The organism is Methylotetracoccus oryzae (genome assembly GCF_006175985.1).
GTDB lineage: Bacteria > Pseudomonadota > Gammaproteobacteria > Methylococcales > Methylococcaceae > Methylotetracoccus > Methylotetracoccus oryzae.
In genome coordinates, this window is the sequence record NZ_SRSH01000028.1 from 24,302 (window position 1) to 48,442 (window position 24,141).

General features: G+C 64.3%; 21 protein-coding genes. 6 read left to right on the forward strand and 15 right to left on the reverse strand.

The features are described 5' to 3' along the window. Nucleotides 1-95: 95 nt before the first annotated feature. The 6 genes from BWR02_RS19840 to hemC form a co-directional block, all read right to left on the reverse strand. Nucleotides 96-605 carry a hypothetical protein gene (locus BWR02_RS19840; RefSeq protein ID WP_139559647.1) on the reverse strand — a complete coding sequence of 170 codons (510 nt, stop codon included), beginning with the start codon at nt 603-605 and terminating at the stop codon, nt 96-98. Nucleotides 606-741: 136 nt separating this feature from the next. Next, nucleotides 742-2,166: a serine hydrolase domain-containing protein gene (locus tag BWR02_RS19845; RefSeq protein WP_139559648.1), complete on the reverse strand. Its 1,425-nt coding sequence runs from the start codon at nt 2,164-2,166 to the stop codon at nt 742-744. 57 nt (nt 2,167-2,223) lie between these two features. Next, entirely contained in the window at nt 2,224-3,498 is a 1,275-nt protein-coding gene (locus tag BWR02_RS19850; protein ID WP_139559649.1) for a heme biosynthesis HemY N-terminal domain-containing protein, read from the reverse strand. Beyond that, nucleotides 3,495-4,799: a uroporphyrinogen-III C-methyltransferase gene (locus BWR02_RS19855; protein ID WP_139559650.1), complete on the reverse strand. Its 1,305-nt coding sequence runs from the start codon at nt 4,797-4,799 to the stop codon at nt 3,495-3,497. Before BWR02_RS19855 ends, BWR02_RS19850 begins: the two co-directional genes overlap by 4 nt. Then, nucleotides 4,799-5,602 (reverse strand): uroporphyrinogen-III synthase, encoded by an 804-nt coding sequence (locus BWR02_RS19860; RefSeq protein ID WP_139559651.1) that lies wholly within the window; start codon nt 5,600-5,602, stop codon nt 4,799-4,801. The genes BWR02_RS19855 and BWR02_RS19860 overlap by 1 nt, the downstream gene beginning before the upstream one ends. Next, entirely contained in the window at nt 5,599-6,525 is a 927-nt protein-coding gene (hemC, locus tag BWR02_RS19865; RefSeq protein WP_139559652.1) for a hydroxymethylbilane synthase, read from the reverse strand. Before hemC ends, BWR02_RS19860 begins: the two co-directional genes overlap by 4 nt. A 439-nt stretch (nt 6,526-6,964) precedes the next feature. Between hemC and aqpZ the strand changes: the two genes are divergently transcribed. Then, nucleotides 6,965-7,657: an aquaporin Z gene (aqpZ, locus tag BWR02_RS19870; protein WP_201276342.1), complete on the forward strand. Its 693-nt coding sequence runs from the start codon at nt 6,965-6,967 to the stop codon at nt 7,655-7,657. 157 nt (nt 7,658-7,814) lie between these two features. Here aqpZ and BWR02_RS19875 read toward each other — a convergent pair whose 3' ends face one another. The 4 genes from BWR02_RS19875 to BWR02_RS19890 form a co-directional block, all read right to left on the reverse strand. Then, nucleotides 7,815-9,761: a cytochrome c peroxidase gene (locus BWR02_RS19875; protein WP_139559654.1), complete on the reverse strand. Its 1,947-nt coding sequence runs from the start codon at nt 9,759-9,761 to the stop codon at nt 7,815-7,817. 98 nt (nt 9,762-9,859) lie between these two features. Then, a complete protein-coding gene (mtoX, locus tag BWR02_RS19880; RefSeq protein WP_328591538.1) occupies nt 9,860-11,236 on the reverse strand; it encodes a methanethiol oxidase in 1,377 nt (458 codons plus the stop codon). Between the two features lie 112 nt (nt 11,237-11,348). Beyond that, a complete protein-coding gene (locus BWR02_RS19885; protein WP_139559655.1) occupies nt 11,349-11,624 on the reverse strand; it encodes a DUF4242 domain-containing protein in 276 nt (91 codons plus the stop codon). A 116-nt stretch (nt 11,625-11,740) separates the two neighbouring features. Next, a complete protein-coding gene (locus BWR02_RS19890) occupies nt 11,741-12,364 on the reverse strand; it encodes a TetR/AcrR family transcriptional regulator (protein ID WP_236102459.1) in 624 nt (207 codons plus the stop codon). A 239-nt stretch (nt 12,365-12,603) separates the two neighbouring features. Between BWR02_RS19890 and BWR02_RS19895 the strand changes: the two genes are divergently transcribed. Further along, nucleotides 12,604-13,521, forward strand: coding sequence for a methyltransferase domain-containing protein (locus BWR02_RS19895; RefSeq protein ID WP_139559656.1), 918 nt, complete (start codon nt 12,604-12,606; stop codon nt 13,519-13,521). 48 nt (nt 13,522-13,569) lie between these two features. Here the strand turns inward: BWR02_RS19895 and metE are convergent, their stop codons facing one another. Next, nucleotides 13,570-15,903 (reverse strand): 5-methyltetrahydropteroyltriglutamate--homocysteine S-methyltransferase, encoded by a 2,334-nt coding sequence (metE, locus tag BWR02_RS19900; protein WP_407941091.1) that lies wholly within the window; start codon nt 15,901-15,903, stop codon nt 13,570-13,572. 29 nt (nt 15,904-15,932) lie between these two features. Between metE and BWR02_RS19905 the strand changes: the two genes are divergently transcribed. Together BWR02_RS19905 and BWR02_RS19910 are read left to right on the forward strand one after the other, a co-directional pair. Next, complete coding sequence (locus BWR02_RS19905) at nt 15,933-16,856, forward strand: LysR family transcriptional regulator (protein WP_139559657.1); 924 nt, start codon at nt 15,933-15,935, stop codon at nt 16,854-16,856. Between the two features lie 193 nt (nt 16,857-17,049). After that, complete coding sequence (locus BWR02_RS19910; RefSeq protein WP_139559658.1) at nt 17,050-17,373, forward strand: hypothetical protein; 324 nt, start codon at nt 17,050-17,052, stop codon at nt 17,371-17,373. Between the two features lie 273 nt (nt 17,374-17,646). Here BWR02_RS19910 and BWR02_RS19915 read toward each other — a convergent pair whose 3' ends face one another. After that, nucleotides 17,647-18,735: an IS5 family transposase gene (locus tag BWR02_RS19915; protein WP_139559659.1), complete on the reverse strand. Its 1,089-nt coding sequence runs from the start codon at nt 18,733-18,735 to the stop codon at nt 17,647-17,649. A gap of 730 nt (nt 18,736-19,465) precedes the next feature. Here BWR02_RS19915 and BWR02_RS19920 point away from each other — a divergent pair. Both BWR02_RS19920 and BWR02_RS19925 read left to right on the forward strand, forming a co-directional pair. After that, on the forward strand, nt 19,466-19,960 hold the full coding sequence (locus tag BWR02_RS19920) for a hypothetical protein (protein WP_139559660.1): 495 nt from the start codon (nt 19,466-19,468) through the stop codon (nt 19,958-19,960). 158 nt (nt 19,961-20,118) lie between these two features. After that, the gene (locus BWR02_RS19925) at nt 20,119-20,949 is read left to right on the forward strand and encodes a HEAT repeat domain-containing protein (protein ID WP_139559661.1); all 831 of its coding nucleotides are present in this window, start codon (nt 20,119-20,121) and stop codon (nt 20,947-20,949) included. A gap of 98 nt (nt 20,950-21,047) precedes the next feature. On the opposite strand, the gene eutC is transcribed toward BWR02_RS19925, so the two are convergent. From eutC to BWR02_RS19940, 3 genes are all read right to left on the reverse strand, one after another. Next, nucleotides 21,048-21,800 carry an ethanolamine ammonia-lyase subunit EutC gene (gene eutC / locus BWR02_RS19930; RefSeq protein ID WP_139559662.1) on the reverse strand — a complete coding sequence of 251 codons (753 nt, stop codon included), beginning with the start codon at nt 21,798-21,800 and terminating at the stop codon, nt 21,048-21,050. Further along, nucleotides 21,797-23,191, reverse strand: coding sequence for an ethanolamine ammonia-lyase subunit EutB (locus BWR02_RS19935; protein ID WP_139559663.1), 1,395 nt, complete (start codon nt 23,189-23,191; stop codon nt 21,797-21,799). Before BWR02_RS19935 ends, eutC begins: the two co-directional genes overlap by 4 nt. Nucleotides 23,192-23,510: 319 nt before the next feature. Further along, a complete protein-coding gene (locus BWR02_RS19940) occupies nt 23,511-23,954 on the reverse strand; it encodes a regulator (RefSeq protein ID WP_139559664.1) in 444 nt (147 codons plus the stop codon). Nucleotides 23,955-24,141 lie beyond the last annotated feature (187 nt).

Here is a 24,141-nt window from a genome sequence, read left to right on the forward strand (position 1 = left end):
ACGAAGCGGCACGGTCCCGTGACTGCCGGGCACCGTCCGCACGTAGCCATCTGAGAGAGAAGACGAACACTGATCCGGCGCGTCCGCATCCCGGATCAAGGAAGCTCGAAGTCGGATGACGCGGAGGGAATGCCCGCTCGACGAAACCAGTCGTCGCCGAGCAGCGACTCGGCCGGCTGGCGGCACGGCAGATAGGTCCGGCGCGACGCTGGAGCGTCCACGACAACACCTTCCTTCTGGCCCCAGCCCCGCCCGATCGCCGTAAAAAGGGTATAGGTATATCCTCCGCGTTCGAAGCGGATAAATGCTCCACCACCCCCGGAATACATCAGGGAACTGCCCTCGAAGTGGACCGACGGTGCGGTGGGGCGCTCGGGATAAACCAACTCCGGTGATCGACCGGGGCGCCCGATCCGATAAGTCAGGGACACCGGCGCTTGCCCCGTGCCCCGACTCGCGCAGAGCGAGACAAGCTTCCGTGTCAGGGGACACGAAAACACGACCTGCTCTGATTTCGAGCACAGCGAAGGCGCGGCGTCGGCGCCGCAGGACAGGAGCGCCAGCACGATGACCGGCACGACGTTCACGGGCGGCTTCGTTCTCATCCTCTCGACTCCATGCGGGCCCCCGTTTCCGGAGCGTACAACACCGGCTGCTCTCAGCCGCGACGAAATCCACCCTTCCCGCAGCCGGCGGAAAGGTCCGCCCGGGAACACGGCCGACGTGCTCCGCCACGGGTCGTCACTGTCGTTCCCGCTTCTCGACTGCGGCAATCACGCGAGCGAGGAAACGATCGTGGCGCCAGCCATGAGCGTGGCGCGTCAAGCCGAGCCGCACGACGACCAGTTCATGCGACGGGACAACCGATACGAATTGCCCTTCGTGGCCAATCGCGTGGAAGGCAGCGTCCGGCAGCGCGGCTGGACCCTCCGGGTCCTGATAGTACCGCGGAACGCGCAACCAAAGGTGCGCCCCGAACTCGCCATCGGGCGATTGTGGCGTCGGCGTCTGGCTGTAAGCGACCCAACCTTCGGGCAACAGGCGCCGGCCCTGCCACACGCCGTCGTTGAGGAACAGCAGTCCGAGCCGGGCCCAGTCCCGGGCGCTGGCATACATGAACGAGGAGGCTACGAAGTTTCCGGCCGCATCGGGCTCCAGCGTCGCCGTCCGCATACCGACGGCATCGAACAGCAGACGTCGGGGCGCGTCCCGGTAAGCCGCGTCCCCGAGCCTGGCTCTCACGATGCGCGACAGGATGTTGGTGGTTCCGCTGGCATACTGCCAGCGGCTGCCCGGCGTAGCCTCCAGTGGTTGCGATGCGGCAAAGGCCGCGCCGTCGGCGCGCCCAAACAGCATCTGCATGACGTCTTCAAGCGGGCTTGTGTACGTTTCGCGGAAGCGGAGGCCGCTGGTCATCCGAAGCAACTGACCGATCGTGATCCGGCGCCGCGGATCGCCGGGCTCGACCCACTCGGGGACTGGCGCCCTGTCATCAACGGACAAGACGCGCTGCCGCACCAGAACGCCGAGCAGGGCGTTCAAGGCCGTCTTGGCCATCGACCATCCGGCCAGAGGTGTGTCCGGGCCGAAACCGGCCGCGTACCGCTCGGCCACGATCCGACCACGATGCACGATGACGATGGCCCGGGTCCGTTGCGGCCGCCCATCGGACGGCTCATCGAAGGCGGCGGTCAGCAGCGACGTCAACGGCGTTGACACGGTGCTGTGCGATTCTTCGGACAAGCCGCCGTCGTCCGGGGCGGATGGGGGCAACGAACCCGGTTTCGCATCGGCCGACGCCCGCGGCAGGGGATCGGCTGCGGCATCGACGAGGGTGCAGCCGGATCCCGGGCGATGAACCGCGACACGCAGGAGCGGCCATCGCCACCCCGCGTGTGCGCGACCACGCGCCGGATCCACGCCCACGGGAAATCCGGCCAGCCAGCGATGGTGGTCCAGCGAAAGATCGGTGGCGATCACATCCGCCGCGGCCCGATGCGACACGAACACAGCCGAGCACAGAATCTTGGCCTGGTAGCCCAACAGCAGACGGGCGACACTGAAGGCGTACCATGCGGCCAGGCCGGCGGCCAGCAGGACCAGGATCCGCAGAAGCCTGCCCCAGGGCCGGCGTGACAGGACTATGCCCGGGGAGCGATCGGGCATCGGTTGCCGATGTCGGTGGGCAGATCGACGCTCGGCGTTGCGCGGCGCGCGCTTGGCTCAGCGGCCCGATGTCTCAGAACCCAGTTCGACGCCGCTGTCGCCGGTCGGATTCTGCTCGATCTGCGTGATGACCTCGTCTGAGGCATAGAAGAGTCCACGGCGATAGAATTGCGCCGCACCTGCCGGATCGCCGGATTTCAGCAGCACGTCGCCCATCAGACGGAAGCCTTCCACGCTCTCCTCCAGGGCGAGGCTGTTTTCCAGATAGCCGCGCGCCTTCGGGAGATCATCGGCCCGTAAGGCCAGCTTCCCCAGTATCCGCAGCAGCACCGGATCCTTTTGGTGCTTCGAATACCACGTTTCGGCCCGGGCCAGTTGACCGGCCGCGTCGGGCAGTTTCATGGCGCCGTACAAGGCCAGCAGCGTATCGTTCCATTCCTTGGTCAGCGCCGCCCGCAAGCGACCTTCGATTTCTTCCGCCGCGCCCGCTTCGATCATTGCGGCGAAGAAGAGCGTCTGAATGCCCTGGCCGGCTCGGACGTGCTCCGGAATGGTCTTCCACAAGGCCTCAAGCTCCTGCGCTTGTCGTCGTTCCGCCGCGCTTCTCAGCAGCGCCGCGAACGTCGATGTCTCGAGCAGCTTGATCTCGGCCTCCATCATGACCTTGCTGGAGTGAAGGCTCGGTATCAGCCGGCGCAGCCCCTCCCAGTCTTCCATCTGCGAATAGACCTGATGCTGCAGACGCAGCACGGCTGCATGGCTGGGCGCGATCTTTTCCAGTTCCGTGAGGCTTTCCAATGCATCCTCGAACTGCTGGTTCGAGAGCTGGAGCTCGGCCCGGATCAATCCCACGGCGAACTCGGCCTCGGGCACGTTTTCGTGCGCGAGTTTCAGATACTCGTCGCGCTGCTCGATCGCACCACGGGAATGGGCCGCACGCGCGGCCGTCAGATAGTTGATCAGGGGCAAACCGCTATCGGCGGCATGCCGGATCAGATTACGCTCCGCCTTTTCCCAGTTTCCCTCGGCAGTTTCGATCAAACCCGAGATCAAGGCCTGATTCGACCGGCGAGTGCGCTTCTCTCCCGTGCGCCGCCGGAGGATGGTCGGCAGCCGCAAGGTCTGGATCACCAGCCGAATACAGGCATAAAGGGCGATGAACGCGAAAAAGAGCGCGGTCGCAACCACGAACAACGAGGTTTCGAGCGCCCAACCGCCATAGCCGACGATCACGTAGCCCGGATCTTCCGACGACGCCAGTTGTGTGTAGACGTAATAACCACCGCCCGCAGCCAGACCGACCGCAAGAAGCAGCAGGAGCAGTTTCCTCAAGGCTGAGCTCCAGTGCCCTGCGGCTTCAGCTCCGGAACCGACGGCTTCTTGGCTTCGTCGGCCTTGAGGCGCAAGCGCTCGATATTGCGAATCAGGCTTAGCGACTTGCTGATGTCCGGCATCGGAACCCGGATCGGCTGCTGCAGAAATTCGTTGAGCTGCGCGTCGGCATCGCGGGTCGCCGCGGCCTGGTTGTCGAAGTTGTCTCGCAGGAATTGTCGGGCCGACTTCAGGTTGGCCTGGTACATCCCCTCGTCCCCCCGCAGCAAGGCCGCACGCGTCATCTCCAGTTTGAGCAGCAGCACCTGGCGAAGGCCTTCCACCTCCTCCGGAGTCAGCACCGACTCGATCGGCCGATCGGTCCGCCGGATCGTCACGAGATCCTTCAGCGCATCGAGGGCGGCATCGATACGGCCGTCATGCTCTTCAGTCTCGGCGTCGGGGGATTCAGCCTCGGGGGTCGGCGGTTCGGCCTGGAGCGGTTTGGGTTTGAGCGCCGACTCCGCGCCGGTAGGCGCATGCGGCAGGTGCAGAGGAATTTCCCGGATCTTGGCCTCCAGCGCGAGAATCTTCGCGGACAGCCCAACGATATCCGGAGCGGCCATGTTCTTCAGCAGATTGATCTCTTCCGCAAGGGCCTCCCTGACAGGGAACACGCCCGGATCGCCGCTGTCATGCAGCCGCTGGTCAGCCGCTTCCATCGCGGCCAGCACTGCCTTGACATCGCCAACCAGATGCAGCTTCTGGTTGGCGACGCTCAATAGGTACTCGGCATCGGCGACCAGAACGTCGCCGCGCGTCCGGCTCAACTGTCGTTGGATCTGATCGACGGACTTGCTCAGATCGGCGCGAGCGGATTCAAGGCGTTCCCCGAACGTCGACGACTGTTCGCTCAGAACCCGCTCGATCTTGCTGTCCTCAGTTGCCAGCTGGGTCTGGAGCCCCGCGACCTGGTTGTGCAAGGTCGCCAGCTGCTGCTGGAGGCTGCCCAGTTGCCGCGTCAGCTCGATCACTTGCTGATCTTCCTTGTTCAATTCCCCGCCGAGTTCGGAGCGGAACGACTGAATGAGGAAAAATCCACCGATCGCCAGCAGCACGACGATGACCAGCGTCAGATAGCCTATCCAGGTACCCGCAGACCGGCCCTTGGCCTTGGCCGGCTTTTCTTCCGACGCCGGGGGCTCTATCCCGGATGAGTCATCGGCAGAGTCGTTTGCGAAAGCGGCCAGTTGCTCTTCGCTCAACGGCGACTCGTTTTCCTCGTCGGCCACAATGCTTGTACCTATGTTGTTGTCCGGCATCACTGTCTCGGCTGCCACGTGTGGGCCAGGCGGACCAAAGCGTCGAAAAGCCCCTGGTCTGATGCCTCGGTCGCGGCAGCGACGGCTCGGCACCCCACATCCCGGGCCAGGGACGCGATGCGCTCGCCAATCACCGCGACGGGCGTCCTGACCAGCAAATCCCTATTCGCCGGGCCAAGCAGCCCGGCCAAGTGCTCCAAACCCTCGCCACTGGTCAGGATCACCGCATTGATCCCGCCTTCGCGCCACGCCGCCAGCAACGGCGCACTGTCGGCCCGAACCGGGACCCGCCGGTACACCTCCGCGTATTCGACCTGGGCTCCGCGCGCGCGCAGCGCGTCGGCCAGCAACTCGCGGCCGCCGCAACCACGTACGATCAGTAGCCGCTGTCCGCTCACACGGTCGAATGCGGGGGCCTCCAGCAAAGCCTCGCTATTAAACTGCGCTTTCGGTTGCAGGTCCACTCTGGCCCCGCAGGCGAGCAATGCCTCGGCAGTGCCGCGACCGACCGCGGCCACCTGCGTGCCGCCGGGCAGAGCCGGCCAGCGGCAACCGAGAGCAGCCGCGTAACGCACTGCGTTCGCGCTGACAAAGATGAGCCAGTCCCAGTTTTCCAGGTGCTGCAGCGCCAGCGCGGCACCCTGCGGATCGTCGCAGGGCTCGATCGACAGCAAGGGATAGCGCAGTGGATGGCCGCCGGCGGCTTCGATCAGGGCGCACAGGACGTCGGCCTGATCCGGCGGCCGGGTGACCAGCACAGTCCAGCCGTGCAGCGCGCCGCTGCCGACCGCGGCAGCTTTCACACGAAACCCGCGGCCCGCAGGATCTCACCGGCACCCTGCGCCAGCAGGTCGTCAGCAACCGCCACGCCCAGTTCGTTCGCGGTGGCGCGGGTCGCCGTCGCTTCCGCCCGCAGAACGCGGGTCCCGTCGGGCGCGGCAACCAGCGCGCGCAGGCTGACCCGATCGCCGTCGACTGTCGCGAAGCCGGCAATCGGCACCTGACACCCCCCCTGCAACCGCCGGTTGACTGCGCGCTCCGCCGTCAGGCAAATCCCGGTGTCATCGTCGTGCAGACCCCGCAGCAGGGCGTGAGTCGCGTCATCGTCCTGCCGGCACTCGATGCCCAGAGCGCCCTGACCGATGGCCGGCAGACTGACGTCGGGTTCCAGAATCTCGGTAATCAAATCAGCCATTCCCAGGCGTCTCAGACCAGCGGCGGCCAGGATCAGCGCATCGCACTCGCCGGTGTTCAGCTTGCCGAGACGCGTGTTGACGTTGCCCCTGAGATCGAGCCAGCGCAACTCCGGAAAACGGGCGCGGAGCTGGCACTGGCGGCGCAGGCTCGAGGTGCCGACGACCGCACCGGTGGGCAGTTCGGCCAAGGCTGCATACCGCGAGGCAACGAACGCGTCGCGCGGATCCTCGCGCTGCAGGATGGCGGCGATATGGAGTCCATTCGGCAAATCCACCGGCACGTCCTTCATCGAATGTACGGCGATGTCGGCCTCTCCTGCCAACAGGCTTTGCTCCAGCTCTTTGACAAACAAGCCCTTCCCGCCAACCTTGGCCAATGGCGCGTCAAGCAGCTTGTCGCCGCGCGTCACCATCGGCAAGAGTTCGATCGCGAGCCCGGCGTGCAGGCTGCGGAGCCGTTCCGCGACATGCTCCGCCTGCCAGAGGGCGAGCGGGCTGCGGCGGGTCGCAATGCGAATGACTGGGTTCAAGGCGGTAGGGCCATGCTGGAGCTAAAAAACCGGAATGGTATCAGATCGACCGCCTTCGAGGCGTTGCAGGGTACGCAGTGCCGGGCCCGCCGCGTCCTTGCTGGCCGTCGGCGAAGTCCGATTCCGGAATTACCCTAGTGGATCCCGAACAGGCCTGCTTCCCATGACATGCCAACTGCCGATATCCGATCCGCACAAAAGGAATAAACCGGTCACAAAAAACGGGTCAGAAAGTAGTATCGACAAACCGCGATTCGGCTGGGTTACAATCGCGCCGGGCGATGACTGGGCGATGGGAAAACTGGAATGGGTCTGCAACCCAGATACTGGCGACGACCTTAATGGACTTGCCTGCCCGAACCGGGCTGGCCGTTTGATGTAACGGTCTGCCCGAACTAGCGATTCTTTAGAACCAAGGGGAGATAACATCATGCCTTTATTGAAGCGGTGTGCAGCTGAAGTTTTGGGGACTTTCTGGTTGGTTTTCGGCGGGTGCGGTAGTGCCGTACTCGCCGCTGCCTTCCCGGACGTCGGGATTGGCCTGCTGGGCGTTGCCTTCGCCTTCGGCCTCACGGTCATGACGATGGCCTTCGCCATCGGCCACATCTCGGGCTGCCACCTCAATCCGGCCGTATCGATCGGATTGGCGGTCGGGGGACGCTTCAAGACCTCCGAGCTTCTCCCTTACATCGCCTCTCAGGTCATCGGCGCGATCATCGGCGCCCTGATTCTGTACATGATCGCGAGCGGCAAGGTCGGCTTCGATCTGGCGGGCGGCTTCGCGTCCAACGGGTATGGCGAACACTCCCCGGGCGGCTATTCGCTCGGCGCCGCGCTGCTGGCAGAAATCGTGCTGACCTTCATGTTCCTGATGATCATCCTGGGCGCGACGGACGCACGGGCACCGGCGGGTTTCGCTCCGATCGCGATTGGCTTGGGACTTACGCTGATCCATCTGATCGGTATCCCGGTCGACAACCTTTCGGTCAACCCGGCGCGCAGCACCGGTCCGGCGCTGTTCGTCGGCGGCTGGGCCCTGCAGCAGTTGTGGGCCTTCTGGGTCGCACCGATCATCGGCGCAGCACTGGCTGGCGTGACCTACAAATGGCTGGGCGCGCCCGAGAAGAAGTAATGGCCTAGCCTCGGCGACCGGGCGCGTGGGTGGGGGCACCGACCTTCACCCGCGTGCCGGCCCTCAGCCTTCCCGTTTGGTTTCCATTCGGGATAGGCTACACGGCGACCGGAACCGTCCCTGATCCGATTCGCGCGGGTGCAACCCGTCCGCCAACTCACTGCGGATCCCCCACCGGCGCCGCATAGGCATCGAGCACCAGTGCCTCGACATTGCTTCCGGTCAGCGACTTCAGGAACGCGACCAGAGCGCCAATTTCGTCGTCATCCAGTTCCAGCGGCCGTATCAACGCATCGAGCGTTTCGCCCGGCACCCCGCCAGCGTTGTAGAACCTCACCACCTCTTCCAGCGTCCCGAAACTGCCGTTGTGCATGTACGGGGCCGTCAGCGCGACGTTGCGCAGACCCGGCGTCCGGTATTGCCACCGGTCGGCCGGATTCTGCGTGATTTCATAACGCCCGAGATCCGCCGGCTTCGGTGCCGCCACCTGCCCGATTAGGCTCCGATCCACATCGAAGGCCACACCCGGTGCAACCTGCACCCGCTGCGTTTCCGGCTCGCGTGCCATGCTGTCGCGGTACCCGAGGCCCGTGCTGTGGAACTGCTGGTCGGTGAACAGTGCCGAGGTCGAGCCCAGGGTATGGCATTGTGCACAACCCGCCTTGCCGGTGAACAGCGCGAAACCGCGCTTCGCTTCTGCGGACACGGCGGCCTCGTCCTGTCCGTAGTGCCAGCGATCGAAGGCGGACGCACCGGAGATCAGCGTCCGCTCGTAGCTGGCCAGGGCTTGGCCGACGGTTTCCATGGTCGCCGGGCGGCCGAAGGCTTTCTCGAACAGGCCGCGGTAATCGGGCAAGCCCTTGAGCTTGTCGACGACGAAGCCCACCGAGGGATTCGCCATTTCGTTTTGGGCCAGCAACGGACCCCACACCTGGTTCTCGAGCGTCGATTCCCGACCGTCATGGAAGAGTCGGTCCAGAAACGCGACGTTGTAGATCGTCGGAGCATTGCGGCGGACCGTGCGTCCTTCGATGCCGATCGCCGTCGCCTGCTCCTGGCTGGTAAAGCCTTGCTCCGGGATGTGGCACATGGCGCAGGAGAAGGTGTTGTTGAGCGACAGGCGGCGGTCGTAGAACAGTTTCCGCCCCAGCAAGATCTTGTCGCGCGTCAGCGGATTGTCCGCCGGCACCGGCAGTGGCGGCAGGCCCGCCACGCGCTTCCGCGCCATTGCCAGCAGATCGGCCGGCTTGCCGTGCCGCTGTTCCATGGCGACAGACCGGGTGCGATAACCGGCATCGGCATAGCCGGTCTTGTCGTCCCCGGCCCGCAGGCGATCGGCCGCGGACAAGGCACTCGCCGCTGCCGAAACCGACGCGGGAACCGGCTCCGAGCCGCTGGCGAGCGTCTGCAGATCGGCGAGGATCAGGTCGGCGTGCAGCACGCCCGCCGTGTAGACATTGCGGATATCGCCCTGGCGGTCGATCAGCAGCACCCGCAACAGGTGCGAAAACTGGCCGGTGAGGCGACCTTGTTCGTCGCGTTCCTTCTCGACCGGCTGCTGGTAGGCCGTCAGCAGCGGCTGCAATGCGGCCTCCGAGCGGGTGGTCAGGAAACGCCAGTCGACAGCCGGCGAACTCGCGTCGCGCTGCGCGCGGGCGATGACTTCCGGTGTGTCGTGCTCCGGATCGAAGCTCAGGCTGATCAACCGCACCTGTCCGGCCAATCCAGGCATGGCGGCCAGACGGGCCTGTAGTTGATGAAACACGGCCATCGCCAGCGGACAGCCATTGACATCGTTGCAACTCGAATAGATGAAACTCAGCAGGACCAGTCGGTCGCCGAACAGGCTGCGCAGCGGGACGTCGCGATCGGCGGAATCGACGATCGGCCCATCGGCGGCCGGGCCGAGCGAGGGCAGGCCATACGTACCGGGCTGGGGAGGAACGTAGGTCAGCGCCCGATAGCCGGGAGCCAGCGGCGGCGGGTCGGCCGGCACGGGAGCGGCGGGCAGCAGGACCAGCAATGCCGTCGCGAGGCCGATCGACACCCTGCGGGCGATCGCCCGAACGGCACGAACGGGAAAGGAGTTGCGCAGGGCGGCCATATCAGTCTCCGGTCGAACCGGCCTTCCAGGATCAGGGACGCGCTGCGGGCGCATCGCCGCACTTGCGCAGCGATCGCCCGCTCCGGGAACGTCCGGACTCAGCGCGCGTCGGCCAGTTTCGCGCCAGCGTTCGATCCGGCGTACAGCGCATAGGCGCCGAACCGCATCTGGTGCGGCCGGCCCAGCTTTTCCTTGTAGAAGTCGATCGCGAACTGCTCCTTCAATTCCTTGCCGTCCCAGTGGTACAGCTTCAGGAACTGTTCGTTGTCCTGGCCCTTCTTATCCCAGTTGGCCAGCAGCGAACTGGTGTAGTACAGGCGCTGACCATCCCAACTCGACGACACCATGTTGACCTGGGCGCCGATCGTCTTCTCGTAGACCTGCACCGGCTTGTGCGGATTGCTGATGTCGAACAGCCGTGTCTTGCCGTCCATGAAGCTGTTGACCCACAGCCGCGTGTCGTCGTTCGAAATCGAGATATCCACCGGCAGCGGGATCTTGGACGGATCGCCGATGTCCGCCACGGCCTTCGCCTGCCATTCGCCCTTGTCGTCCGCGTGGATCAGCCAGATCTGCGAGGTCAGCGCCGTGGTCGTGAAGCAGTAGTCGTGCGTCTCGCCCCAGGCGCAACGGATTTCCAAAGGCGCCCCAGGCACGTCGAAGACCTTCTTCGGCTGCTTGGTATGCAGGTCCCAGGTCACGACGGTGTTGCCGAAGCGCTTCATCGCTTCCGGGTCGGCCAGCATCTTGCCGAAATCCATCATGTAGTTGGTCCAGCCGGTGAACGAGGACGTCACCAGCAGGTTCTTGCGCGGCAGCGCGCGCACGTCGTAGTTGTAGCCGTCGGCGTACTTACCGGTCTTGAGCGCGCCCTGCAAATCACTGTCGGTCGGCATCCAGTGGGTCGCGATGTACTCGCCGGCGTTGGTGTACTCGACCAGCGCGGTCCGCCCGCCGTGATCCTTGTTGTTCGACAAGCCGGTGATGATCATCCGCCCCGGCAAGGCATACATCGTGTGCGGCCCGACCACCCCGCCGCTCTTCGCTACGAAATCGGTGATGGTCTTGACCAGCTTCGGCTTACCCGGCTCCGAGCGAACGTCGAACACGAAGATCTTGCTGGTATCCAGCCCGCCGGCCCACAGGAATTGCCGGTCGTCGGTGAAATCCGAGTGATGGGCTTCGTTGCGTCCGCCCACCGACAGCGTGTGGACGACCTTGCCATAGCTCGGCGACTTCGGATTCGTCGCGACGGTGACCAGCTTGTCCTGTTCGTCGCCGATACCCTCGGCGCCCAGCGTCCAGACATAGACATAGTCTTCCTGGCCCGTGATCTTCTTCATGTACGGGGACGCGCAGGTCTCGTCGGCGTACGACGACGCCGGCACGCCCGCCCCGGCGACGAGTCCGGCAAGCGCCAGTGCGTTGACGGCGGAGCGACGGGTGCCGCGTGGCGGCATTTTATAGTCTTTCATGTAGGCATTACCTCTTCGATGGCTGGTCATCTTGTTTTCGTATCGGTGTGTCCTGCGTGGCTCACAGTCGACAGACACTCGCGCCCCGCGCAGGCCGGAGCGCGAGCGCGCTTCAGCCTTCCGCGGTCGCCGGGTCGATGACGGTGCGAATCTGTCGAATGCTGTTGGCCGGGAAGCCACCCTGCTCCGCGTGCTCGCGAATCATCGCCTCGCTGGGCGCCAGGTAGACGCAATACACCTTCTCGTCCGTGACATAGCTCTCGATCCACTGTATCTGCGGACCCAGGTTCTTCAGGATGCTGCACGACTTCTGCGCGACTCCCTGCAGTTCCGCGGGCGTCAGTTTGCCGGCTCCGGGAATCTCGCGTTCGATGATGTACTTCGGCATGGCGTGCTCCTCAGGTTGTGGCGGTCGAAACCGCAGCGATGCAACTCCCCCCTATAAAGAGCGGAGTGTAAACGAAAGCGATATGACCGGTCGTCTCGAAATCGCGTAAAAAAATGTCAGGCCCGGAAGTCCTCGCCGAGCAACGTCCGGCAACACTGTTCCAGCGGCGCCGTGGACCGCTCGATCTTCATCCGCAGCAGGGCGCCCTGCCAGGCATTCACCAGCAGATCCGCCATCTCCAGGGCGCTGCGATCCTGACGGTAGGTGCCTTCCGTCTGTCCCTTCGCGATCAGGGCCGCCAGCATGTCGCGGTACCGATCGAGGGCGCTCTTCAGTGCGATGCGGCAGGTTTCGCTGGTATCGCCGATCTCGCCGATCAGGTTGCCGAGCAGGCAACCGCCCTTGAAGTCCCGGCGCCCCACTTCGGCGATCTGATCGCGATAGTACAACTCCAGCGCAGCCGAACCGCTCAGGTCCGGGCGCTTGAGATAGGCGTCGAGTTGTTCGATGAACGGCTCGATGTAATGCCGTATCGCCTCGGCACCGTAGTGTTCCTTGCTGTCGAAATAGTTGTAGAAGGAGCCCTTGGGCACACCGACCCGCTGCAGGATGTCCTGTAGCCCGGTGCCGTGGTAGCCATGCTCCATCAGCAGAGCCACCCCCTCGTCCAGGAGCTTCTCTTTGGTCAGTTGTTTCGCGACCTTGCGCATGACGAAGGATAATATGACCGGTCGTCTCATTTTGCAAGCACCCCCTTACAGCGAGGTGTCTCCGACGGCCGGTCTCAGGAAACCCGGCCGGCATTGGCCCTGGAACAGGCAGCCGGACCGGCGTTCTTCGCTTACAATCGCATCGCTCAGCCGGAGGCAACGGCGCCGCGCCAGCGGTGCCGCGCCATCCGGCCCCTCACCGTGCAGTGCAGCCGAAGCGCCTGGGGCCATCGTTAAGCACCGCCGAATCAGAACACAAGCACTCGACCATGTATTACCTGGAAGCCAACCGAGATTACCGTAACGACTCCCTGCGCCATGGCGCCGACTTCTCCGAAGAGGAGATACACGTCGACACCGCCAAGCATTACGACGACTGCTACTGGGACTACCGCACGGCCTGGTTCGACAACGAGAACCTCGCGCTGCACTACGGCTATTGGGAAGATGGCATCAAGACGCACAGCCAGGCGCTGCTGAACAAGAACCGGATCATGTGCGCGATCGCCGGCATCAAGCCCGAAGATCACGTGCTGGATGCCGGCTGCGGGATCGGCGGCAGTTCGATCTGGCTGGCCAAGAACATCGGCTGCCGCGCGACCGGCATCACGGTCAGCGAGCAGCAGGTCGAACACGCCCGGCGCAACGCGGCACGGCACGGCGTCGCCGACAAGACCGCCTTCGAGGCGGCCAATTTCTGCCGCACCCCGTTTCCGGACCAATCCTTCGACGTGGTCTGGGCCGTCGAAAGCAGCTGTTATGCAACCGACAAGCGCGACTTCTTTCGGGAAGCGTACCGGGTGCTGAAACCGGGCGGCACGCTGATCGCTTGCGACGGCTACGCAACCCGCCGCGAATTCAACGAAGAGGAATGGCGAGCCGTCATGGACTGCCTGAACGGCTGGGCCGTGCCGAACCTCGCAACCGTGGAGGAATTCGAGTCCGGCATGATCGAATGCGGATTCCGGAACGTGCAGATTACCGAAGCAACGAAGGAAACCATGCCTTCGGCACGCCGCATGTATCTGACGGCCTTGTTGACCTATCCGATGCAGCTGACGATGCAGTGGCTGGGATTGCGCAAGAAGGCGCAGACCGCGAACTTCAAGGTAGCCCTCGCCCAATGGAAAGTGTTCCACGGCGGTTTGGTCAGGTACTGTATCTTCCGCGCCGAGAAGCCCCGGTAAGGACAGCATCGCAGTCCGGAGCCGGACTCCGGACTGCGACGGCGCCGTTCAACCGGCCCGCAACTCGGCCGCCGCCTGGACCATATTGCGGAGCGCCTGCTCCGTCTCAGCCCAGCCCCGCGTCTTCAGGCCGCAGTCCGGATTGACCCACAGCCGTTCCGGCGGGATCACCTGACCGGCCTTGCGCAACAGCGCCACCATGTCCGCCACCGGTGGGACACGCGGCGAATGGATGTCGTAGACACCGGGCCCGATGTCGTTGGGATAGTCGAAAACCTGGAACGCATCGAGCAGAGCCATGTCCGAACGCGAGGTCTCTATGGTGATGACATCCGCATCCATCTCCGCGATCGACGGCAGGATGTCGTTGAACTCCGAGTAGCACATGTGGGTGTGTATCTGCGTTGCATCCGCCACGCCCGCCGAACACAGGCGGAAGGCCCTGACGGCCCAGGCCAGATAACTTTCCCACTCCGCGCGCCGCAGCGGCAAACCTTCGCGAAAGGCGGGCTCATCGATCTGAATGGCAGCGACACCGGCCCGCTCCAGATCGGCCACCTCCTCGCGCAGCGCCAGTGCGATCTGCAGCGCGGTTTCGGCTCGGGGCTGATCGTCGCGAACGAATGACCACTGCAACATCGTCACCGGACCGGTCAGCATGGCCTTGACCGGTTTCCGGGTCAGGCTCTGGGCATAGCCGATCCACTCGGTCGTGATGGGCCGCGTGCGCGCGACGTCGCCAAGGACGATCGGCGGCTTGACGCAGCGCGAGCCGTAACTCTGGACCCAACCGTTTCCGGTGAACACGAAGCCGTCCAGCGCCTCCCCGAAATACTCCACCATGTCGTTGCGCTCGGCCTCCCCATGCACCAGCACATCCAGACCGATCGCTTCCTGCTTTTCAATCGCGAGGCGGATCGCCGCCTGTATGCGCTGCCGATACCCGGATTCATCGAGATCGCCCCGACGGTAGGCCGCGCGCACCGCCCGGATGTCCGGCGTCTGGGGAAAGGAACCGATGGTCGTCGTGGGCCATGATGGCAAGCCGAGGCGCGCGCGCTGCGTCTCGACCCGTTGCGTGAACGGCGAACAGCGCTGCAAATCGGCCTCCCGAACCCGGCTGACCGCAGCGCGCACCTCGGGCCGGCGAACCAGCGGCGACAGAGCGCGATCACGCGCGGCAAGGGCTGCCTCCTCGAGTTCGGTTCGAATGGACTCACGTCCGAGGCGCAGGCCGCGGTCCAGCACCGCCAGTTCCTCCAGCTTTTGTTGGGCAAACGCCAGCCAGGGCCGAACCTCGCGATCCAGTTCCGTCTCCAGTTCGAGATCGATAGGAACATGCAACAGCGAACAACTGGGAGCGAGCCACAGACGCTCGCCCAGCGCGGCCTTGGCCGCTTCGAGCACCGGCAGCACGCGCGCGAGATCCGTACGCCAGATGTTGCGGCCATCGATGCTGCCAATCGACAGGACCTTGTCGGCTGGAAAATCCGGGACGAAGACATCGACCTGTTCGGGTGCGCGCACGGCGTCGATGTGCAGCCCCGCCACGGGCAGCGCCTTGAGCCGGTCGGCATGGTCGGCGACGGAACCGAAATAGGTCGCCAGCAGCAGGCGCGGAGAGTCGGGAGCCAACTCGGCATAGGCCGTGTCCAAGGCCGGTAGCCACGCCGGCGGCAGATCCAGCGCCAGCGCCGGTTCATCCAGTTGCACCCACGCCACCCCGCGGCTTTTCAGAGCGGCCAGCAGTTCGCGGTAGACCGGCAGCAAGCGCGGCAACAATTCCAGTCGATCGAATCCCGCCTCCTTCTCCTTACCGAGGTACAGGTAGGTCAACGGCCCTACCAGCACCACCTTGGCATGAAAACCCAGCCCCTGCGCCTCGGCCACCTCATCGAACAACCAGCGCTGATCGAGCCGGAACACGGTGTCGCGCCGAAGTTCCGGCACCAGATAGTGGTAGTTGGTATCGAACCACTTGGTCATTTCCATCGCCGTTTGAGCATCCGTGCCGCGAGCCAGCGCGAAATAGCCATCCAGATCGAGGGTGTCCCCAAGACCGAAGCGCGGCGGAATCGCACCCAGCAGGGCCGTCATGTTCAGCATGTGATCGTAGTATGCGAAATCGCCGACCGGGATCAGATCGACACCCGAGCTCATCTGCAGGCGCCAGTGTTCGGCCCGGATGCGCCGGCCTGCCTCGCGTAGCGACGCCTCGTCGGTGGCGCCTTTCCAGTAGGACTCCAGGGCTCTTTTCAGCTCCCGGCGGGCGCCGATGCGGGGGAACCCGAGATTGTGCGTAACGGCCACGATGTGATGCTCCTTACGATAGTGCGGAAGAGCTGGCATCATCGGGTGGCCACGAATATTATTCAAACTCATTATTTTCAACTTCTCCATCGAAATCGCTCATGCCTCAGTCCCTTTTGGAGCTCCGCCACCTGCAGACCCTGCTGGCGCTGGTCGAAACCGGAAACGTGTCCCGGGCCGCCGCCCGCGTTCATCTCACCCAGTCGGCGATCTCGCACCAGATCAAGCAACTCGAGGACCACTACGGCACCGCCCTGTTCGAACGGAAGACCAAGCCCCTGCGCCTGTCGGCCGCGGGACAACGCCTGCACAGCCTCGCCGAAGTCGTCGTCGCCCTGGTCAAGGATGCGGAAAGGGACGTGCATCGCATTGCCCAGGGCGAAGCGGGTCGGCTGCGCGTCGCGGTGGAATGCCATACCTGTTTCGATTGGCTGATGCCCTCGATGGACACCTTCCGGGAACACTGGCCGGAAATCGAGCTGGATCTGGTGTCCGGATTCCATACCGATCCGGTCAGCCTGCTGCTGGATAACCGCGCCGAATGGGTCGTCGTCTCCGAACCGAAGCCCCGCGCAGGGATCGCGTTTCATCCGCTGTTCGGCTTCGAGATCGTCGGGCTGGTGTCGCGACAACATCCCTACGCCGCCAAGCCGTTGCTGAACCCCGAGGATTTCGCCGCGGAAACCCTGCTGACCTACCCGGTACCGGACGACATGCTGGACATCGTGCGCAAGGTGCTGAAGCCCCTGGGGATAGAGCCAAAGCGGAGGACCAGCGAACTGACGGTCGCGATCCTGCAACTGGTCGCCAGCCGGCGGGGCATCGCGGCCCTGCCGAACTGGAGCGTGCAGCCCTATCTGGAGCGGAACTACGTGCTGGCCAAGCCGATCGGCAAAAAGGGTCTATGGGGCCAACTCTATGCCGCCACCACCGACTCGATGGCCGAACTGGCCTACCTGAACGATTTCCTGGCGACGGTGCGGGAGACGAGTTTCAGGAGTTTGCGCGGAATCGTGCCGATCTGAAGGGTATGCTTCCGCTTCGGGCGGACCGGCACCGCATGGAAAGCATGCGACCGTTCGCTCCAATTCGGTAATCCGTCTTTCGCGACGGCAGAAACAGATCGGGTATCGTTCTTCGCGCCCGGCAACCGCGCTGAATCCCGTAGCGCTGGCCCACACGGATCCTCGGTCCCACCTTTTTCCCCGGAGAACGCCAATGCAACAGACCCGGCAAATCCTTCTAATCGCGGTTGTGATCGCCCTGACGGGCCCCTGCGGGGCCATCGACATAGATGCCCGCAACCCTCCCCCCGCCGCGCTGTACGGCACCTACGGCCCGCGGGGCAATTGCAGCGCGAGTCCGCGGGTGAGCGTCGACGAAACCGGGCTCTACGTCGTCATCGGCCAGACCCGCGGGCGGGTGGACGGGCTGGATCTTTGCCTAAGCTGTGCCGGCGGTGCCCGCTACGAAGCCTCCAACCGCGTGAGGCTGACCAACCGGGACCCGTCCACGCACACAGTCTGTGTCGCGCGAACATGACGGACAGCGCACGCAAGAATCTGAATGGGTGGACATCGAGCCACAGCGCAAGTCCACCGAACCGGACGGTTGCCATGCGCCAACGGGCAGCCAGTCAGCGCGACTTAACAGGGTGTTGAAATTCGCGCGCATGCCTTCGGCTGTTGGCCTCATGGCGGCTTTCAATCTTGGCGCCGCGGCCGCATGAGCCCTGAAAACCGCCTTCTAGCCGGTGAAAAACCGTCCCCTCCGGCCCGTTTCCCGCCTTTCGGAGGTCAGCGGGCGTACCTATCCCTAGGCGGTCGACCAGCGCCAACCGAACAGCGCGCCCATCCGCGTCAGGTTGTAAGCGGCCAAGGTGAACACGGTCTGGGCTCGGACCTTCTCCAGCCCACGGAAACGGGTCTTGCGGAGACCGCCGACCGTTTTCGCCCAACCGAACACCTCCTCGATCCGCTTGCGGATCTTCAAACTGGTGCGATAACCGGCATGGCGCGTGGTGCGACCATCGATCGCCGAGCCCTTGGCTTTCTGCGCGACATGCGGTGTGACGCGCCGTTGCCGCAAGGCCGCTACAAACTCCGGCACGTCGTACGCCTTGTCCGCCCCGACGGTCGCGCCGGCGCGGTTAATGGTGCGGGCGATCATGGCTTTCGCGGCTTCCCGCTCCGCGGTCCCGGTGGCGTGCGTGAGGTCCGCATCGACCACCAAGCAGTGCCGGTTCTCCATCAAGGCATGGCCCATGAAGCACAACTGCGACTTGTCTCCGGCGCTCTTCTTGTACAGTCGCGCGTCCGGGTCAGTCGCCGAAGCGTGCGTATCACTCCGGCGCGTCTCGCCCTTGAAGTCGACGGTCGGATTGCGGCCACCGTCCTCCGGCGGTGGGCTCATTCCGTCCTTGCGGACAAAACTCTTCATCGAGGCCCAGGCCTCGATCAACGTGCCGTCCACCGAAAAGTGCTCATCGGACAACAGTTGCTGCCACTCCGCCAGCAGCAGCACCCGTTCGAAGAACAACCGGCTGATGTGGGTATTCAGCAAACGATCTCGGTTAGCGCTGAAGGTGGAATGATCCCAAACCGCGGCGTCCAGCGTCAGCCCGACAAACCACCGGTACAGCAGGTTGAATTCAATCTGCTCCACCAGTTGCCGCTCGGAACGCACCGAGTACAGCACCTGCAACAAGCTGGCCCGCAGCAAGCGCTCGGGCGGAACCGATTCCCGGCCCGTGTCGGCGTACAACACCGCGAAGTCGGCGTCCATCGAGCGTAACAACACATCGACCACCGCCCGCAGCTTCCGCAACGGGTGCTTCTTGGGAATCCGCTCTTCCAGCGTCCGCGCGCTGAACAGTTCTTCTTGCGTGATGTCCGCGCCGCGCATCAGGGAACACTCCGAGTATCTCGTGACGGATACCATTTTATCATGCGTAACAGCTGGTTAGCCCTATTTGCAGCCTCAGCCACAGCGTCGGACAACGAACTCATGCGGCTTCCAGCCCAGGAGAAAATCAACAGCCTGTTAACGCCCCTGTCGAACTCGCGTACCTGCTCCAACTCCTGGGGACATTCCGGGCGACGAGTTTTAGGAGCCTGCGCGGGGTCGCGCCACTCTGAAGGCCTTGTCCCCCATGATGCCGGATTGGTCCGACAGCCTCTATCGCCCGCCAGATCCACCTGATTCGGCGTGGTCTGCTACGGTATTCTTCGTTCGCTTAAAATCGCATTCCGCCTAGCCGATATACCTACAGAAAATACCAGTCCGCGTGTGGTTATCCACACTCGATCCATCCCCTAATCCGTTAGTATATTAACGTTTGCAAAAGCTTGTTGACAAACGGCAGGGCATCGCTATAGCGTGTCTGCGCGGTAATTCGAAGTAGCAAGGAGCAGATCAAACGTGTTATGTCTTTCGTTATAGGCGCACGAGGGAAAATGCCTTTTCTAGGCAGATAGACTGCGTGTTCAAGGAGTTACCGAAGCAGTATTTTGCTCCGCCGACAATGCCTGGGTGAGTGGGACTGAGACCCAACGGGTTCAAAAGCTTCAGACCTCGGCCCATTGACGAGCACGGGGTGAAAAACATTTAGCCAATCGGACGAGGGGGACAAGGCATGAATAAAGTGAATCGGATATCGTCGGCATTGATCGCAATGGGCGTCACTCTCGGCAGCGGTGCGGCCTGGGCCAATCCCGAAGCGGGTGGAGACTACTCCCAGACTACAACCTTAGTCACCATCGACAGTTCCAGTACCGGAAGCCCCAACATTTTGCGCAGCGTGACGGTCGTTTGTCCCGTAACGGGTTTTCTGCTGGCGCAGGCAGATGCGCAATTCGGCCTGAACTTTACCACTGCTGGGAGCGATGGCGCTTTGGGCTACGGTATCAGCCGCACCATCGCCATCGACAGCAATCATTACCATTTCCTACAGGGCGCGTCTGCATCCGGATTCCAGTACAACCCAGGCTCAATCCAGCGATTCGACACCTGTACTGCCGGTCAGTCCATCACCTACCGTTTCGTCGCTTATTTGTTGTATGGGCTGTCGACATCGACTTATGCCTGGCAGCCCAAGCTGTCGGTCATTCAGTTGCGCGACCGGTATTGACCAGTCCCTGAAGCCGGAAATCGACCCGCGCCGGCCGCACTCGTGCGGCCGGTTTGAGGGGTCCAGAGGCGGTGAGGGGACGATCCGCCAGCTCGCTCGGTAACTCCTCCTTCCCTGCCACGAACCGCATCGCCTAAACACCGGAACGGAGCGGCCCCATGATCCGGATTCGTCGCCTTGCCGTGATCCTTTTCGTCACCACCCTGCCGGCCTGGGGCCAGGACCAGCCGCGCCAGCCTTGGTCGTCCCCATCCGCCAAGCTCACACTGCAGTATGACCGCGGCCAGTTGTCGGCGAACGTGGCCGACGCGACCCTGGGACAGCTCATCGAAGAACTGCGGCGCACGATCCCCGTCACGATCGAAGTGGTCGACCTCGGGCTGCTGTCGTCAAGGATTACCGCGCGGACGACCCGCGCGAACACGAACGACGCGCTCAAGACGCTGCTCGAGGGCTTCTCGTATGTCAGCTACCCGCAGCATGGCAAGACGCGGGCGACGATCCGTATCGTGTCCCGCGCGGGCAATGGCTTATCCATTCCGAGCGCCAAGGTCGCAAACAAAGAGTCAGGCCAGCTTCAGCAGGCGGCGCCCGATCCGACACAAGAGAAAAGAAACGCCGAGAAGGCCTTGCAGCGGGACCTCGACGCCCTCAGGACAGCCCGCGACGACAGCACGCGCCGCGCCGCCATAGAGCGTTTGGTGGGCAACCCGAGCGCACTCGCCACGCAGGCCCTGGTCGAACAAGCTGTGGGAAGCGGTTCGCCGGATTTTCGCGTCGGCGCGGCCGATGCACTCTGGCGGCATGCAGCAGACCGCGAGTTCGCCGATCCGGAAGTGCTGGAGGGACTCCGCCGGCTCAGCACGGATCCCGATCGGTCGGTCAGCGAACTGGCCCTGCGAGCGCTTAGCGACCGCGATGCCTATTTGGCGGGCGCCACGGCCACGCCGGTCGGGCCCAGTACTGACGCTAACCGTGCTCACCAATAGCCGACCACAAACTCCGTAGCCGGCAGCGCCCAAGGCGTCCAGCGACACAAGAGGCCGCTCAGGCGCAAGGGCAACGAAACTGGCACACGGGGTGCGGATCACGGCTTCGGCAGAGCGAACCCGGGCTCGTCGTCCTTCAACCCGACCCCCGACAACTGCCGGCGCAAGGCCTGGCGCGCCAGGTAGGCGAGCTTCCGCGCGGCCACCGCGTAGGACAAGCCGGCCGGCGGGCGCACGTTAGAGATGCAATTGCGCTCGGCGTCGGTATTGCATGGCCCGGGCGCATAAGTCAGATAGATCCCCAGGCTGTCGTCGGCACTGAGCCCGGGCCGTTCGCCGACGACCATCACCGCGAGCCGGGCCCCCAGGGCGGCACCGACCGGATCGGACAACGCCACCCGGCCGTTCTCCGCAAGGCAGATCGGACCGCAGCCAAGGCCCTCGGCCGCCAGGGCCGCCACGATGGCATCCAGCAGCGGCAGGCCGTGACGGTCCATTGCAGTGGACGACAGACCGTTCGTCAGGATCAGCGCCACATCGATGGCCGGGTCGTGACGACTCCGCAAACACTGCTCCGACTCGTCCGTGAGCCGTCGACCGAGGTCCGGACGCTTCAAGTACTCGACTCGGCTCGTCACCGGGGTCGACGCGATGACCGGGACCCATCCCCGCGCCGCCACTTCACCCGCGAACGACGCGATATCCCACGACCGATGGATGGCGTCGCGCGCCCGCGCATGCGCCAGCTGAAAGTCCAGCACCGCGGCGGTCGGCAACGCATGTCCGGCGCGGCCGAGGGCGATGCGGGCCTGCGTGCAGCGACGCAGTGCCTCCCATGCGGCTGCGCTCACGCCGAGCTCCCGGCCAAGCCCGTCAGATCGGCCAGCAGCGGCACGTTTCGCCCTTCGCCCGCCAGCGCGTTGCGGCCATTGAAGATGCCCATCCGGTTCAGCCAGTCCTCGAACTCCGGCGCCGGCCGCAACCCGAGCACCTCGCGCAGATACAACGCGTCGTGGAACGAGGTGCTCTGGTAGGCCAGCATGACGTCGTCCGCACCCGGAATGCCCATGACGTAGTTGCAGCCGGCCACGCCGAGCAGTGTCAGCAAATCGTCCATGTCGTTCTGGTCGGCCTCGGCGTGATTGGTATAGCAGACATCGACCCCCATCGGCAGGCCGAGCAGCTTGCCGCAGAAATGATCTTCGAGACCGGCGCGGGTGATCTGCTTGCCATCGTAGAGATATTCCGGACCGATGAAGCCGACGACCGTGTTGACCAGCAGCGGCGCGAACTCGCGCGCGACGGCATAGGCCCGCGTCTCGCAGGTCTGCGCGTCGACACCGTGATGGGCATTGGCCGACAGTGCACTGCCCTGCCCCGTTTCGAAATACATGACCTGCTCGCCCACGGTCCCGCGGCGCAGTTCTCGCGCCATGTCGTGCGCCTCCCGCAACATCGCCAGGTCGACGCCGAAGCTGCGGTTGGCCGCTTCGGTACCGGCGATCGACTGGAACACCAGATCGACCGGCGACCCCCGCCGCATCAGCTCGAGGCTGGTGGTCACGTGGCACAGCACACAGGACTGGGTCGGGATCGCATGCCGCTGGATCAGCTCGTCCAGCAGGCTCAACAGCGCATGGACATTGTCGAGATTGTCGGTGGCCGGATTGATGCCGATCACGGCGTCGCCGGCGCCGAGCAACAAGCCGTCCAGCACCGCAGCGGCGATGCCACGCGGGTCGTCGGTCGGGTGATTGGGCTGCAACCGGGTCGACAGGCGGCCCGGCAAGCCGAGCGCATTCCGGAACCGCGACACGACCCGGATACGCCGCGCGACCGCAATCAGGTCCTGGTTCCGCATCAGCTTGGAAACCGCGGCCACCATTTCCGGCGTCAGTCCGAGGGCGAGCCCAGCGAGTCGCTCGCCGTCGGTCTCGCGCAGCAGCCAGTCGCGAAACTCGCCGACCGTCAGACCGGAAACGGGAGCGAATGCCGCCGCATCGTGCCGGTCCAGGATCAGCCGCGTGACCTCGTCCTGCTCGGGCGGAATCAGCGGCTCTTCGAGGAAGCGCCGCAACGGCACCTCCGCCAGCGCCCACTGCGCCAAGGCCCTCTCTTCCGCCGACTCCGCGGCGATGCCGGCCAGCTCGTCCGCCGCGCGCAGCGGCGAAGCCCTGGCGAGCAGCGTCTTCAGGTCCCGGAAGGCCAGGCTCTGACCCTGCAGACTCACGCGGTAATTCATGCCGGCGACACTCCCAATCGATTTCGGGGTATTCCAACACCTGCGGGTGCCGCCGGGAAGTCATGCGCCGGCCTCGTCACTCAACCGTAACCCGAACGCACACGAATCGCCCGATGCCGACGCAGCGGGCAGCAGAATGACATCAGGAACTGCGCCTTCATTTCAACGGAGTCCAGCCTCTGCGGGCAGCGCCTCTTTTGCCCTTTGCACGATAGCGGATTGAATTCATACGGCGCGCGTGTCTGCCTCCGCCGGTGGCCGCCCATCCCGGGCGAACGAGGCGGCCACACCGCAACCGACCCCCATCGCACCGCGGTAGTCATTTGGCCGCGGACTGCTGCGCGGCGTACAGCGCGACGAAGTCCTCTTTCCCGAGGGTCCCGATCGGCTGCAGATCATCGCCGAGTATCTCGTACAGCAGCCCATCGCCGCGAATGCTGAAGAACACGACGGCATCCTGCTCGGCTCCGCCCCCTTCGCGATGGGGCTCGTCCGAGGGTGGGCTCACGGTGTACCGCCCGACCGGCCTGATCTCCTTGAGACGGCCATCGGCATGATAGAGCCGGTGTTCGCCCTGTACGACCAGCAGATGGTTCAGCGCCTTGTGCCGGTGCAGGACGATCTGTCGGTTCGCCGCGAACTTGAACAGGACGTCGATGATGCCGTTCCGCTCGTCGATATCCAGAATCGAGTAACTTAGGTGTTCGAATCCCTCGAGCGTGTTCCAGCGGATGTTGCTGTCGTCGAAATGGAAGGCGGGCATGGATGGAGTCTCCCTCAGGTCTGAACAAGGCCAGAGCAGCCTACGACCCGGTCGCGGTCGTGTAAGCCGATCCTTGCCCGCCAAGGCACGGGCAAATTGCCCGCCGTCGCGGCCTACGCTGGGCAGGCCGTGCTGGGATTCCTAGAATGGCTCACAACACGGAGGTCGATTCCACCGCAACGCTGCT

Excerpts from the sequence above, each read along its gene's own strand:
- BWR02_RS19940 (WP_139559664.1), bottom strand. The coding sequence starts at position 23,954 with ATGCCCGCCTTCCATTTCGACGACAGCAACATCCGCTGGAACACGCTC.
- BWR02_RS19925 (WP_139559661.1), top strand. The coding sequence starts at position 20,119 with ATGATCCGGATTCGTCGCCTTGCCGTGATCCTTTTCGTCACCACCCTG.
- BWR02_RS19915 (WP_139559659.1), bottom strand. The coding sequence starts at position 18,735 with ATGCGCGGCGCGGACATCACGCAAGAAGAACTGTTCAGCGCGCGGACG.
- BWR02_RS19935 (WP_139559663.1), bottom strand. The coding sequence starts at position 23,191 with ATGAATTACCGCGTGAGTCTGCAGGGTCAGAGCCTGGCCTTCCGGGAC.
- metE (WP_407941091.1), bottom strand. The coding sequence starts at position 15,903 with ATGAGTTTGAATAATATTCGTGGCCACCCGATGATGCCAGCTCTTCCG.
- BWR02_RS19895 (WP_139559656.1), top strand. The coding sequence starts at position 12,604 with ATGTATTACCTGGAAGCCAACCGAGATTACCGTAACGACTCCCTGCGC.
- BWR02_RS19840 (WP_139559647.1), bottom strand. The coding sequence starts at position 605 with ATGAGAACGAAGCCGCCCGTGAACGTCGTGCCGGTCATCGTGCTGGCG.
- BWR02_RS19855 (WP_139559650.1), bottom strand. The coding sequence starts at position 4,799 with ATGCCGGACAACAACATAGGTACAAGCATTGTGGCCGACGAGGAAAAC.
- BWR02_RS19910 (WP_139559658.1), top strand. The coding sequence starts at position 17,050 with ATGCAACAGACCCGGCAAATCCTTCTAATCGCGGTTGTGATCGCCCTG.
- BWR02_RS19885 (WP_139559655.1), bottom strand. The coding sequence starts at position 11,624 with ATGCCGAAGTACATCATCGAACGCGAGATTCCCGGAGCCGGCAAACTG.
- BWR02_RS19890 (WP_236102459.1), bottom strand. The coding sequence starts at position 12,364 with ATGAGACGACCGGTCATATTATCCTTCGTCATGCGCAAGGTCGCGAAA.
- BWR02_RS19905 (WP_139559657.1), top strand. The coding sequence starts at position 15,933 with ATGCCTCAGTCCCTTTTGGAGCTCCGCCACCTGCAGACCCTGCTGGCG.
- mtoX (WP_328591538.1), bottom strand. The coding sequence starts at position 11,236 with ATGAAAGACTATAAAATGCCGCCACGCGGCACCCGTCGCTCCGCCGTC.
- BWR02_RS19920 (WP_139559660.1), top strand. The coding sequence starts at position 19,466 with ATGAATAAAGTGAATCGGATATCGTCGGCATTGATCGCAATGGGCGTC.
- BWR02_RS19875 (WP_139559654.1), bottom strand. The coding sequence starts at position 9,761 with ATGGCCGCCCTGCGCAACTCCTTTCCCGTTCGTGCCGTTCGGGCGATC.
- BWR02_RS19845 (WP_139559648.1), bottom strand. The coding sequence starts at position 2,166 with ATGCCCGATCGCTCCCCGGGCATAGTCCTGTCACGCCGGCCCTGGGGC.